The 12,889-nt window shown below is 37.4% G+C and carries 17 protein-coding genes and 1 pseudogene; 2 read left to right on the forward strand and 16 right to left on the reverse strand.

The genetic code is table 11. From position 1 onward, the window contains the following. Positions 1-97 precede the first annotated feature (97 nt). The 15 genes and pseudogenes from K364_RS22515 to K364_RS0102070 all read right to left on the reverse strand — a co-directional run bounded on the left by K364_RS22515 (position 98) and on the right by K364_RS0102070 (position 11,272). The gene (locus K364_RS22515) at positions 98-2,038 is read right to left on the reverse strand and encodes a heavy metal translocating P-type ATPase (protein ID WP_051533748.1); all 1,941 of its coding nucleotides are present in this window, start codon (positions 2,036-2,038) and stop codon (positions 98-100) included. After that, positions 2,039-2,443 carry an ArsR/SmtB family transcription factor gene (locus K364_RS22520; RefSeq protein WP_051533749.1) on the reverse strand — a complete coding sequence of 135 codons (405 nt, stop codon included), beginning with the start codon at positions 2,441-2,443 and terminating at the stop codon, positions 2,039-2,041. It lies immediately after the preceding gene. Between the two features lie 738 nt (positions 2,444-3,181). Beyond that, positions 3,182-3,865, reverse strand: coding sequence for a TIGR04282 family arsenosugar biosynthesis glycosyltransferase (locus tag K364_RS22525; protein ID WP_051533750.1), 684 nt, complete (start codon positions 3,863-3,865; stop codon positions 3,182-3,184). Further along, entirely contained in the window at positions 3,865-4,551 is a 687-nt protein-coding gene (locus K364_RS0102020; RefSeq protein ID WP_028306632.1) for a TIGR04283 family arsenosugar biosynthesis glycosyltransferase, read from the reverse strand. Before K364_RS0102020 ends, K364_RS22525 begins: the two co-directional genes overlap by 1 nt. 340 nt (positions 4,552-4,891) lie before the next feature. Further along, positions 4,892-5,389, reverse strand: coding sequence for a Gx transporter family protein (locus K364_RS0102030; RefSeq protein WP_028306633.1), 498 nt, complete (start codon positions 5,387-5,389; stop codon positions 4,892-4,894). A 73-nt stretch (positions 5,390-5,462) separates the two neighbouring features. Further along, positions 5,463-6,101 carry a 4Fe-4S binding protein gene (locus K364_RS22530; RefSeq protein WP_277995524.1) on the reverse strand — a complete coding sequence of 213 codons (639 nt, stop codon included), beginning with the start codon at positions 6,099-6,101 and terminating at the stop codon, positions 5,463-5,465. Positions 6,102-6,206: 105 nt separating this feature from the next. Next, positions 6,207-6,422, reverse strand: a pseudogene (locus K364_RS27490) (FMN-binding protein); the annotation flags it as partial. Between the two features lie 23 nt (positions 6,423-6,445). Then, positions 6,446-6,682, reverse strand: a complete 237-nt coding sequence (locus K364_RS25365) for a hypothetical protein (protein ID WP_051533752.1) — start codon at positions 6,680-6,682, stop codon at positions 6,446-6,448. Positions 6,683-6,810: 128 nt separating this feature from the next. After that, positions 6,811-7,848 (reverse strand): FAD:protein FMN transferase, encoded by a 1,038-nt coding sequence (locus K364_RS0102040; RefSeq protein ID WP_028306634.1) that lies wholly within the window; start codon positions 7,846-7,848, stop codon positions 6,811-6,813. Beyond that, a complete protein-coding gene (locus K364_RS22535) occupies positions 7,820-7,987 on the reverse strand; it encodes a Sec-independent protein translocase subunit TatA/TatB (RefSeq protein WP_035267558.1) in 168 nt (55 codons plus the stop codon). Before K364_RS22535 ends, K364_RS0102040 begins: the two co-directional genes overlap by 29 nt. 17 nt (positions 7,988-8,004) lie before the next feature. After that, positions 8,005-8,352: a NusG domain II-containing protein gene (locus tag K364_RS0102050; protein ID WP_028306635.1), complete on the reverse strand. Its 348-nt coding sequence runs from the start codon at positions 8,350-8,352 to the stop codon at positions 8,005-8,007. A 35-nt stretch (positions 8,353-8,387) separates the two neighbouring features. After that, positions 8,388-8,693, reverse strand: coding sequence for a hypothetical protein (locus tag K364_RS22540; RefSeq protein WP_035267560.1), 306 nt, complete (start codon positions 8,691-8,693; stop codon positions 8,388-8,390). 17 nt (positions 8,694-8,710) lie between these two features. Continuing rightward, on the reverse strand, positions 8,711-9,961 hold the full coding sequence (locus tag K364_RS25370; protein ID WP_051533753.1) for a reductive dehalogenase: 1,251 nt from the start codon (positions 9,959-9,961) through the stop codon (positions 8,711-8,713). Between the two features lie 255 nt (positions 9,962-10,216). Then, entirely contained in the window at positions 10,217-10,516 is a 300-nt protein-coding gene (locus K364_RS0102065; RefSeq protein WP_242841633.1) for a pyridoxamine 5'-phosphate oxidase family protein, read from the reverse strand. Between the two features lie 87 nt (positions 10,517-10,603). Beyond that, on the reverse strand, positions 10,604-11,272 hold the full coding sequence (locus K364_RS0102070; RefSeq protein ID WP_028306637.1) for a Crp/Fnr family transcriptional regulator: 669 nt from the start codon (positions 11,270-11,272) through the stop codon (positions 10,604-10,606). Positions 11,273-11,561: 289 nt separating this feature from the next. On the opposite strand from K364_RS0102070, the gene K364_RS0102075 reads away from it, so the two are divergent. Both K364_RS0102075 and K364_RS22550 read left to right on the forward strand, forming a co-directional pair. Then, a complete protein-coding gene (locus tag K364_RS0102075) occupies positions 11,562-11,822 on the forward strand; it encodes a hypothetical protein (RefSeq protein ID WP_035267562.1) in 261 nt (86 codons plus the stop codon). 7 nt (positions 11,823-11,829) lie between these two features. After that, positions 11,830-12,024: a hypothetical protein gene (locus tag K364_RS22550; RefSeq protein ID WP_035267564.1), complete on the forward strand. Its 195-nt coding sequence runs from the start codon at positions 11,830-11,832 to the stop codon at positions 12,022-12,024. 46 nt (positions 12,025-12,070) lie between these two features. Here K364_RS22550 and K364_RS0102085 read toward each other — a convergent pair whose 3' ends face one another. Next, on the reverse strand, positions 12,071-12,814 hold the full coding sequence (locus K364_RS0102085; protein WP_242841634.1) for a Dps family protein: 744 nt from the start codon (positions 12,812-12,814) through the stop codon (positions 12,071-12,073). Positions 12,815-12,889 lie beyond the last annotated feature (75 nt).

Consider the following 12,889-nt stretch of genomic DNA (forward strand, 5'->3'; position numbering starts at 1 on the left):
CAGCAGGACAAAAAATTAGATAACGCTAGTTATTAATAATTCAAGCAGCACTTTAACTTTAGGTGCTGCTTGACCTTTAATGTTTAAACCCCTTTTTCTACTTTAATTTCCGAGAGGTTATATTTCTTTCAATTTCCGTTTCTCGTTCTATGCTATTATAGTTTATATGTTGTTGTCGATGAAAACGATAAAGGCGCAATGAGTTCAATACAACGATTATGGCACCTAAGTTGTGAATAATAGCTGCCATAACAGGTCCAATCCACCCATAAGCCGCTGCAATTAATGCTAATACGTTAATACCATTAGCAAGCCATAGGTTTGTTTTAATAGTGCCAACCGTACGTTTACTTAATTGTAAAGCTAGTGGAATTTTCTCAATAGCGTCTGACAAAAGAGCAATATCTGCTGCTTCGATTGCCACATCCGTCCCTGTTTTACCCATTGCTACGCCAACATCTGCTTGCATAAGCGCAGGAGCATCATTAATGCCATCCCCAACCATGAGCACCCTTTTTCCATTGGCTTGTAGGCCCTTTATAATGTCTAGCTTCTGAGCGGGAAGTAGTGATGAATACACATGATCAATCTCTACATCTTTAGCAATTGACTGTGCCACATATTGATTGTCACCTGTAGCCATTCGAATATCTTGTGTAAAGTCTCTTTTTAAATCTCTGATGGTAGCTATAGCCTTCCCACGGATAGGATCATCAATTGCCATCATGCCAACCAGTGTCTGATTATATACAATATAAATCGTAGTATGTCCTTTGTCATTCCATTCTTTTTGCTTCTCAGAAAAGGCTTGATGAAACTCCATTTGTGTATATTCAAGAACAGTTTCGTTACCTATATAGACCTTGTTGCCATTAACCTTGCCTTCAATCCCAATGCCAACCATGCTTTTCCAGTCACTAGCTAAATCCCAGCTTACCCCTTCTTTAGCAGCCGCTCTTACAACTGCTTTTGCAATATGGTGTTCCGATAAAACTTCTAGACTAGCTGCTAACTGCAATAGACGAGAGCGACTCCAGTTTGGATCGATGATTGCTATATCCACGACTTCGGGTTTTCCCATTGTAAGGGTGCCAGTCTTATCAAATATAATAGTATTAACTTTGCTGATAGCTTCTAGTGCCTGTGCCCCTTTGATTAAAATTCCCAGCTGCGCTCCTCTGCCGACACCTGTCATAACAGCAGTAGGAGTGCTTAGTAGCATTCCACATGGACAAAAAACAATCAAGACTGTAACAGCACGGACGATATCCTGGGTGAATAAAAATACTAGTGTTGCTATAGTAACGCTCATAGGGACAAACCAACCGGCTACTCTGTCAATGAGCCTTTGAATGGGGGCTTTCTCTTCTTGCGCCTTCTTAACTAACTGCAAAACTCTTCCTATTAGTGAATCTTCTCCTACTTTATCAACCTGTACATATATGGGTTGGTGTTGGTTCAAGCTTCCACCGTATACAGTTTCACCTATATATTTTTCAATAGACTTCGATTCGCCAGTAAGGGGTGATTCATCTACATAAGTAGTTCCCGCTATCACTTTCCCATCTGCAGGAATTCGCTCTCCTGGTTTCACCAGTAGTAGATCTCCAATCTTTATTTCCTCTCTAGCTATAATCATTTCTGCCGAGGCTTGAATCGAGGTTACCTTTCTTGCTTCAGTCGGTACAATATGTAATAAGTTTTCTAAGGCTTTGGCAGATTTTCTAACAGAGTAAGTTTCTAATAACTCACCAATAAGCATAATTAAAGCCACTTCAGCAGCAGCTAGATACTCACCTATGGAGATAGCAGCTATCATAGCAATGCTAACTAGTAAGCCAATCTTCGTTTTTCGTTGTAATAATAGAGCTCGAATGGCCCCTAAGTATATGGGATAACCGCCAATAATAGCTGCAATCAATGCAGTATCTATAGTGAAAATTGTTGGCAATTTTTTCGTTATGGAAAGTAATATCAGAATAGCCGTAACTGCTGCAATATGAAAATCCCGTTGATGTTCTTTATAAAACTGCTTCATTTAACAACCATCCTCCTCTGTTAAATGGGTGCAGGCCGTATTAAATAACAGTGCAATATGTTCATCATCTAAGGAGTAGTAAACACTTTGTGCTTGTTTTCGTGTCTTGACCAGGCGCAACTGACGTAGTCCTTTCAATTGATGAGAAACAGCAGAAAGACTCATGTTTACTGTATCTGCCAGGTGTTCAACGCATAGTTCATTGGCCTCCATCAGTGCATATATGATTTTTAGTCGAGTTTGACTTCCCATGGCTTTAAAGAGTTCTTCTAATCGCAGAAAAAATACATCGTCTGGCATTTTCTGCTTTATTGTTTGAACTACTTGTTCGCTTGAGCATCTATCGTCATTGGAACAAGTATGACCATCCAGACACTTTTGGTCAAAAGAACAGTTTCTTTTCATAATGCATTTCCTCCCATGCTTGTCTCGTTTTGTCTCTAAACTATAATGCTTGTTACCTTATATTCTGATGAAAGCTGTAAAATAGACAAGAAAACGTCATTAAGTATGTGAGTATTTGAATATTTATTCATATACTCAACAAGATTAATATAACAGGTGCTGTTTCATTTGTAAAGAATTATTTTTACCCTCAGACTGTTCGCTTTGTTTTAATCCCGATTTTCGTTCCATCCTTAGGCTAAAAATTACTTTGCTTTTTCGTTACAGTAATTTTCTCAACATAAATAAAGTAAATACAAATAAAACAACAATAACAATATAGAAATCTATAGAAATTTAATTACTCTTATTGGATCCAAGATGGTGGTACGCGGATTATTTATTAAGATTTTGTGGGCAATTGCCGGTGTAATCCCTTCAGTATTGTTAGGAACTGGGGTGTATATGTGGGCAGTTAAAAGAAAGAAAAAGAAGGCCTCAGGTAGTAATGCAGTAATACTGAATTAAGTCCAGCCAGTTATCATCTCTGTCCTTTAAAAAAAATATTACACCCAATAAAATAAGCTGTCGCTTTTTTTATGGATGACAGCTTATTTATTATTCTATTCAATATTAAAATTTTCTTTCTTTTTAATCCAACCTGGGATTAACGAGATAATTACAAAAAACTGCTGTAGCTCCTAGTGTAGACCCAATGGAGGTAAATATGTTGCAGCCCCCCCCATAGCATGATGCTAGTTATCTTCCCAGCCTGGTTATTCTTTGTTCAATGTTTAAGGATTTTAGTAGTTTATAGGTGTTTATTGGCGTATTTTTCAACTGGCCCTGTTCAAGCTCCTGCCATAGTTTTTTCAAATCATCAAAATTATCTATATCTTGATGCTGAGATATAAATACCCAGCTTAGCCCCAGGTGGTCTATGTTAGCAATTGTCCTTTCAAGTACTGTGGCATCTCCCCAATTCTTTATCTGAAAAATATCCTTGTATAAATTCTTCATTCCTAGAAGATAGTAACCACCGTCACCTGTTGGTCCTACTACTACATCATGATGATTTAACAGGCTATCGGCTTTTACAATAGTGTCAATATCTATTGACGGTATATCTGTTCCCAGGACTGCAACTTTTTCATAACCTTTATTAAAGCCCCATAACATGGCGTTTAACATTTTTTCACCAAGGGTATGACCTACTTGTGGAACAAGTAGCTTATGCCTGGGTATAATTGTCTGAAGCCTATTTCGGTTTCCATGTATATCATAAAATATCTGGTAGTTTACCGGTGCTTTTTCCAGTATAGTTATTATATCCTTGATGAAGGCACTATGCAGTTGAGCACACTCCTCTTTAGTTAGATGGGTTTCCAGTCTTGTTTTGGTAAAACCAGGTTCGGGAATACGTGTCATCAAGGCTATCAGCATTAATCTACCTCTTTATAATATCTTTTTTTTAAATATCTTGGGGATACCCCTAGAATATATAGAAGCTTTAGCTTATGCATTAACAAGCATGTTTTCAATACTCCACCCTTTTTAAATCTCCTTGAAGAGGTTATTATTTTATCTGGAAGCTGAACAACCCTGCCTGTCTTTCTTAAAGCCCTGGAAAATTCCCAGTCCTCCATTAAATCAATTTGAGGATAACCACCCAGCTTTTCAAATACATCTTTTCTAACAAAGATACCCTGGTCACCAAAATATATCCTTGAATATCTGGCACGTATATTTGAACTTACAGATATAATTTTAAACAGCAAACCTGTATCATCCATTTCTAAAGTAAAGCACCCACCAACTACCAAAGGATCCTGCATTGTCTCCGCAATGCTTTTTATTGCCGTATGCTGCAGAAGACTATCACTATGCAGAAAAAACAAAACATCACCAGCAGCATTTTTAGCACCATGATTCATTTGGCTGGCTCTTCCCATGGGAGCAGATAATAATAGCACATGGGTTTTCTCAGCAGCCAAGCTCATAGTATTGTCACTGCTTCCCCCATCAACTACAATTATTTCCTTATCTCCCTCTAGATTATCTAGCATTTCTAAAGTTCTCCTGATAGTCTTGGCTTCATTCAAGGTGGGTACTATAATTGATATTTTCAAATCAGTTCATCCCTTTTAAATCTAAAAATTTATTTTATACCTTCTTTGTATCCAGACAGGTATCAAAGACAAGAGAGTAAAAAAAACTGCTGCTAAACCTAGATAAACAAATCTCCTTGACCACTTATAATTGAACCTCCTGCAAATGAATAAGCGGCTGAGCCAGGCCTTATTTCATTTCTCTCCACAGCCAGCCACCTAATTAAGGTTTCTATAATTCTATCATATAATTGTGATAGCCGGGCTGGGAGAATAAAGAAAAATCCACATCTGTGTCCCAATAATGTATAATGATTTTGTAGCTTATATTGTTTTTTGGAGTGGTTAGCATGGTTTTGTTTTAGTTCTTTACAACACTTAGATTAAAGATAACCGTGCTTGCAATTTTCCCAGTACACCAGCCTGCGGGAATTGCGAATAACAATAAGTATGGCAGTAAATACATAATACCATACCCAATTAAAGAGTATGCTACTACCAGCTGAGTAATGTTATGAACAAGAGCGCCAATGATACACAGAAAAATGGGAGTAACATTTTTTATATATTTATAAAGGATATACACAACAAATGCACTGGCTAACCCTCCTGTCACACTCATAAAATATCCAATGGACAGAAAGGTACCAAGAAACAGGGAGGATACAAGTGTTCTTATGATAACTATGCCTAAAACATTTCTAAATGATAATAGATAAACTGCCACAACTGTCACAACATTTGCCAAACCGATCTTGGCCCCAGGAATAATACTAGGAATAAACATGCTTTCAAGAACACTTAATGTTACTGCCATTGCTGCCAATATTGAAATCAAACTAATGTTAGAAATTTTCATTTCCATCATCCCGATAAGAAGCTAGAGAGATTTTGAAAAAGGACAAGACATATAAGTATAGTCATCAATATTGCTAATCCGATGAAGCTGACTTCCCAGAAATTGAATTTCTTTTCCATGGTTGCCCTCCTTTAAACACTTTAGTCAATGTACAGCGTACTTTTAAGATCGCTTCATAGAAAACCCACACAGGACAGAATAAACGGCACCAAAACCGATAAAAAAACATGGATACGACAATGACAATAAACCATATCACCCATTGAACACCTGAACCCTGAAACCCAAACATTGTTGCAAAGGGTTCATAGCTGGCTATTCCAGGATTGCTAAATATAAACACTAGTGCTAATGCACCCCAGGTTAATATATATTTTATAGACTGCAGATTTTTTTTCACCTTATTAGAGCAACCAGCATTACCTCCACCGATTTTAGCAGTTAATTCTTGGATACCCAAAAAAGGGCACAACCACATACAATATATATGCCTATTGAATATTAAAGTAAGGATAATGGTTCCACCGATAAGCAGGTACCAGAAAATATTATCATAAACACTGGGGAAATAACCCAGCAATAGGCTGCCATAGTTAGTAACATTAACTGCGGCATTTAACCAAAATCCTATTACAATTATACTGACTGCCAAGGTAACATATCTTAGCTTAGGATTGTTTTTCCATAAGCCAAGTAGAACCAAACCATACATGACCAATAATATGCCTTCTTTTAAATCAAATTGTATCTGCTTTTTTTCTACAGGTACACTTAGGCCTAAATGTTGAACAGCAACAGAATAGCTTGCTTTTTTAACAGCATTAGCTATAGCTTGAGATGAAATAGTTGCTCCTGAAACATTGTCTATACTCTGATCCAGCTTAAAACTATCATTTGCCTTTTTCCCTAACATGGATTCTAAAAACTTATTATGGGTTATTAATGCGTAATAATAAAGAGTTTCTTTATGTTCAACTACTTCAATTCCAACTATTTCTGCCTTTAGATTAATACCAACAAGAACTGTCAAAGGACCGCCATAGCCAACTTCATCTGCTAAAGCCGCATATCCTTTAAATCCCCAGTCGTTGAATCATATCCAGCATATATTACAGGAGAACTGCTCAGTAGTTCATAGGAATCAGAACCGGGCAGCAAATCATATATTTTACTTTCGTCCTTCAAGCCGCCAGGACTTGAAAAAATATTAAAAATAAATAAAACTGCCAAGGTAATCAAGGCAAAATATTTAAATAGTGTTTTCATATTTAACTTCTTCTTAGTATCAGTCATAAATTTCTTCACACCTCTATGTCAATTAGTCACCCCTTCAATATAAAACAGGGTGAAGCACATGAATTTTCGCTAACTCATGTGCCTCTTGGCCCTAAAGACCCCTAAATCTCTATACTACTGTTTTCCTAGATAATACTTACTTCTATTCCCCTGGCAGGCTGAAACGTATCAACTAGTCCAGAAGTTATAAATATCTGCAGGTCTTCTGTTACCAGGATCATCTCGAAATCATCAGAGGATTTATGGTAAACCCTTGCTTTCTCTAAACCCATAACCAGCAATGCCGTGGACAAGACATCTGCTTTTACAGGATCTTCAGCTAAAACTGTCACAGCAATTAAACCCCGGGCTGGATAACCGGTAGTTGGGTTTAAGATATGATGATATCTAATACCATCATGTTCAAAAAATCTTTCATAATCTCCAGAAGTATCTATTGCCATATCCGACAACTCTACATATCCCAGAGTTAATTCCTTCTCTCTTGGATGCCTCACACCTATCTTCCATGAAAGACCATCCGGCTTTGTTCCAAGGGCATATTGGTTACCCCCTGCCGATACTAATGCCGAAGTCACCTGTTTATTTTTTAAAAAATTCACCATTTCCCTTACAGCAAATCCCTTGGCAATGCCGCCTAAGGTTAGTTTCGTTTCAGGATCATCAAAAATTACTGAATTTGCTTCTTTATCCAGGGCAACGGCCGCGTAATTAACCACTGGCAGAAGAGCTTCAACAGCTTCTCTCTCAGGAATAGTTCCTTTTTGGAAGTTCCATAGTTCCATTAGGGCTTGAATTGTTGGGTCAAATGCTCCCTCTGTTTTTTTTGCAAAGTTTAAGGCTTCTTCAATTATTTCATAAGTTAGTGGGCTAACTGGTATTTTCAAATCTGAATAATTATTGATTCTATACAAATCACTATCCTCTTTGTTAAAATCCCATAACTTATGAAGATGGAGTGCAATTTTTGATGCTTCCTCTGCCTCAGCAGCATACTGCTCTTGGACAGTTATAGAAAAAACTGTATCCATGGCAAAAAAATCCATTGAGTGAAAGTTATTTCCCTTGTTAGTACATCCCTGCACAACAAATATAATAATTACTACAATCAATACTATTTTTATGCCCTTTAAGTTAGCTTTGCTTAGTATCCTCTTGATCATTTACCGCACCCTTAAACTCTTTTATGCTTTTACCAAACATTTTTGCAGCCTGAGGCAGCTTGCCCGGCCCAAAAATTATTAACACAATTGCTAAAATAAGGACTATTTCCCAGGGCCCTACAGGCATTATTCCAAACATGAGCATTCCTCCATTATTTATTCAATCTTTACGATCATTTTATTTGGCATACAGACAATAGCTTCGCCAGGCTTACTAATCCACCCTGTATGAGAACATATGCCCAGCGGGCAGGCATCCTTTGGCATGGGGAGCACCCTTACTCTCCCCTTTTTATCTACTTCAATTTTTGCATCAATATCTCCTTCTATTTCAATTGTGATGGTTTCGTTTAAATGCTCACTAATCTTGGCTTTTTCCACAACCGTTCCGTCTATGTTAATAGTCATATAATTTTCATGCGCATCCTCTGGATTGTTTATTAATAATAAAGACAAGCCTATGATTAGAATTAAACCCACTATAGCTTTTTCAAAAGCTTTCATAAAGGCACCCACCTCAGAAAAAGGGCTGTAACAGCTTAAGCATTAAAATTCTTTGATGTTATTTTAACACCCTTTTTTAAAAACATCCAACGTCCCAATCCTACTCCTGAAACTATGGTCATTATTCCAAAGATAATACCGCCAACCATGGCCGCCCTGGGCTCACCCTCCCCATAGGCTGTGCCAACAAAAGCAAAGGTAAATAGAAGAAATACACCCCATAAGCTAATTAGAAGCCAATTCCACCATTTAAGAGGCTCTTCAAGTGTTTCGCTCCATTTTTTCAAACTAAAGGCTGCCACTGTAACACATATTCCAACTACTAGCCATAAAAAACCCATGTTTTTCACCCCTTATCTTAAGATTTTTTTACATTAATAAAACGTTCTGTATCAAACCACCAGGGTGGCTTTCTAAAGGTACCCCATTCTGGCCCAACAAAATGAGCAGCCTCATGCTGACCATAGAAGGTCTTCTCCATCCAAGTTAATGATGAGTGAACTACGCCTGTCTTATCCCTTACAGCAACATTTCTTGCAGTGGTATGCAGCCAGTTGGATTTTCTACTAAAGGGACATACAGCAAGACAAATGCGGCAGCTGTCGGAGCCTGGAACAGACATCCAGTAATTATGACAGGTTTCAATATCAATCTGCCAACCATCAAAACCTCTGCCCCTGATTTCTTTAGGCCCATCAAAAGATATGGATTCTGATGGACATGTTTCAGCACATATCTTGCAGGTTTCACAAAACTCCCTAACACCAATATCTATTGGCTTATCTGGCTTTAATGGCAGGTTTGTAGTAACAACAGCTGGCCTAAAATTTGCTCCAAACTCAGGAGTCACAACAAAACCAAATCTCCCCTGTTCTCCCACTCCGGCGTCAACTAGAATAGGAGGAATAATTACTTCATAACCGGTGTCAGGACAGTGGGGTCTAGCAGCATAACCTAAAGATTTAATAAAGCTGGTTAACCTTGCTGCAGCTATGGACACTTCATTGTAAGCATCTATGCTGTGTCCAAAAGTAGGGTTGGCCCGCTCTTGATCCCATTCATGTGGAACACCTATCATTTGCATTGCCGTTGATAACAGCGGTGATTCTGGAAGAACTGCACTACGGGAATATAATGACCCTATGGACCAAGAAAAGGCTGCAAACAGCAGAGCTATTATTCCTATTGTATCAATACCTTTATCTGCATTCATCCCTCCTTGAGGCATGACCATCACAGCTATTCCGCAAAAGCCCAATATAATACCTATAATAACCCCTGTATTAGGTTTTTTTCTGTCAAGGACACTTACGTCTGTTTGTCCAAGTAATTCTGATGCTTTATCTACTTTTAATTTGCTAATGTACTGTACAGGAGTAAGACCAGTATGCTGCTTAAAAAGCCTTATGACTACGTTACTACGCAGTGGAACCTTTGCCCTGCATGATGGACGGCAAAAAATTCCTGTTGTCTTAACTCCATAGAAAAATAAGCCATTATAGGCTTCATCGCAGTTAATAACAGCTTGCCATTTCTCATCATGGGAAATTTGAACTGTAAGCTTCAGCTTACAAGCCAGCAAATTATCCGGTACTGGTGCTTGCTGCATACCAGCTCCTCCTTTAAAAACAATTGTCTTACATACATATTATATAAGAGAGTCCCACTACAAATCTTCCTACATTTCACTAAGTAATTTTATAAAAAAAGATGTTAGCTGCTGTTAGAAAGTATACTACAAACATACTTCCATTTTCATAGATATGCAAATAAAAAGAAAAGAGCTAGGGAAAATGACCTAGCCATTCCTGCCTAACTTCATGGGAACGTGATAAATTTATTAATAATAAACGCTATTTTGGGATTATAACAACTCTTCAATGGCTTCTACCCGGAAAAGCACTTCCTTATTTTTCACACAAGCTTTTCCACTAAAACGGTATCCCTTTTTGCCATATACCGCTGCAACCTGCATTATGCCATTTTCATTAATGTTCTTTTGGGTTTTTTCCATTTTGTAAATATCAAATGCCAGGATATTACCATTGCGAATACCGGCAGCCTTTCCAACAACAATTAAATGAGGTTTCCCCTCAGCAGAAACAGTAACTATGGAAATATAAGGCGACTTAACAATAACTTCTTTAATTTCTGTAGATAACAATTCAATTCCACCTTTCATCATTTAATGACATTGTAACAATAAAAACAGAATTGAATTGTTGCATATTATACATTTTATTAAAAATTTTCAAAAGCATTTATTCTTTAATATGAGATAGTTATTTTTTCGCAGTATAATATTATTATCAGTCAGCTCTTTTATAGCCCTGAACACCATGACACGTGAACATCCTATCATGGAGGCAATATCTTGTTGAGTTAAAGATATCTTAACCTTTGTTCCTTCTGGGCATTCCTCACCATATTCATTTGCAAGACGGATAAATAAACCAAGAACTTTATCCTTTACAGTTAACGAGTTTATATGGGCAATATGATCCCAAATTTTATAGATATTGCTGCCTAAACTAACAATAACCTGCCAGGCCACATCAGGTGACTGTTTTATAATTTTTTCAATATTACTGCGGCTCATGCTGCATACCTTAGTTTCCTTGGCAGCAGTAGCCGTACCGGGCTGTTCTTTCTTCTGGAAAAGTGCAGCCTCACCTATCACATCTCCTGCACCATATATTTGTAAAATTACCTCTCGGCCATCTTCTGTATAGTGAACCAGTTTTATAGCCCCTTGTTTTACTAAAAAAATTGCATCAACATCATCTCCCTGGGAAAAAAGCACATCTCCTTTTTTTAATGTATGTTTACCGGCTGAATGACAAACAAAAGAAAATGATTGATCATCAAGTTCACTGAATAAAAACAGATCTCTAAGGCATAAAATTGGTTTGTTCTCCATTTTTCCTCCTTGACTATTATTTTTCTATGAATCTACCAATAAATAAAAAATATATCAAGCTTATTAAAATAATAAAAGCTAAAACAGTTTGCTTTTGTCACAAAACTTTAAGGTCCATAGCAGCCACGAAACTTTCATCAATGGTCATTATGCTTTATTAGAGCACGCCAATAAAAGAGTTTAAAATCCAAAAACCAGGTACAGCTTTTGCGTGCCTGGTTACATAAAAATCTGTCTACTGTAGAAAATATTAATTAAAGAACCTGTTTCTCACGGCAGGAGGTGCATTATGAGAGAATTTTTTAACATCATTAATCAAAATAAACCTAAATTAAGGGAATTTGACCCTTCCACAATGCAGCGCATCAAAGAAGGCTCTTACTTAGTTAAGCTTATTAGCGAAACTGAGGTAACAGCCCGTAAGTGCAATTATTATTCAGGTATTGCATCTGACCAGGAAATAGCTAATTTTTTTAAAGAACAAGCACATAAATTAAGTAAGGCTAAAAGAGTTTTGCAGGATTATTATGAAAGCATGACCAAGGAGTGAGTTGATCTTGAAATTTGGTGATATGGATATGCTGCAAGATTATGAAAAAGATACCAGAATGGCCGCTTTGGCATATGCATTAATTCAAACTGAGATAATTGACCCTACATTAAGAAAAATAATAGGAAAAGCCAGCACTGAAGCTGCAAAAGCACAGCAAATGACTGCCAATTTAATTTTATCCAGAGGTGACAGACCTTAAACTCCCAAAAAAAAACGCCAACAGGATGGCTGTTGGCATAGTTTAGTTATTGTAGTTTTGAATTTGGATCCATAGGTCTATTGCCAGCTAAATTGTTTTCTGCGGAAACCAGGTGTTCCATTCCCCTAACCAACGTATCATCTTCAAGTACACTATATAAATGGTAACCCAGGTCTTCCCTATCTAATAGTACCTCTTCAAGAACCTGAACAGTACCAAAATCTTTAAGTTCGTGGGCACGGGATATGGTTTGCCTGAGCATCTGCTGAAGTTTTAGCTCGTGTTCAAGATCATTTCTAAGGAAATCCCTCATTGTATAACGGCCCTCAACCTCATGCTTAATATATGACAATTCATGTTGGGTTACCGGATGAGCTGTAGGCACTACACCAAGCCTAGCTACTCTCTCACCCACCATATCGATATGTTTTTGGGTCTTGTCAATATGCTCATCAAGAAGATGATGCAGGCTTAGAAATGACTCAGCTCCCTCTGTTAACCAGTGATGCTTATTATATTGGTGCAGGGCAACTGTTAAAGCACATTGATGGTCGTCTAACATAAGTCCTATTTCTTGACGAACTTCAACAGGCAGGGAAATTCCAGAACCTACTTTCTTAGCAGTTCTAGGTTCTTGACGGAAAATCATACTATGGTCAGTATTATGTCCTGGCATTTTAGAATCAAAGCCTGTTTTATTGAGATTGAATTGACCTTGAAAATTGGTCATGTCGGTCATAACCTTGTTAAGTTCCATTGTTGGCCTTGTTGCTGGCTGTATATTATCCACTATTAAACCACTCCTTTTGATAATTTTACTTCAATAATATTATGTAATAATGGTCAACGTTATATGCACCCAACC

The organism is Desulfitibacter alkalitolerans DSM 16504 (genome assembly GCF_000620305.1).
In the GTDB taxonomy this organism is placed as follows: domain Bacteria; phylum Bacillota; class DSM-16504; order Desulfitibacterales; family Desulfitibacteraceae; genus Desulfitibacter; species Desulfitibacter alkalitolerans.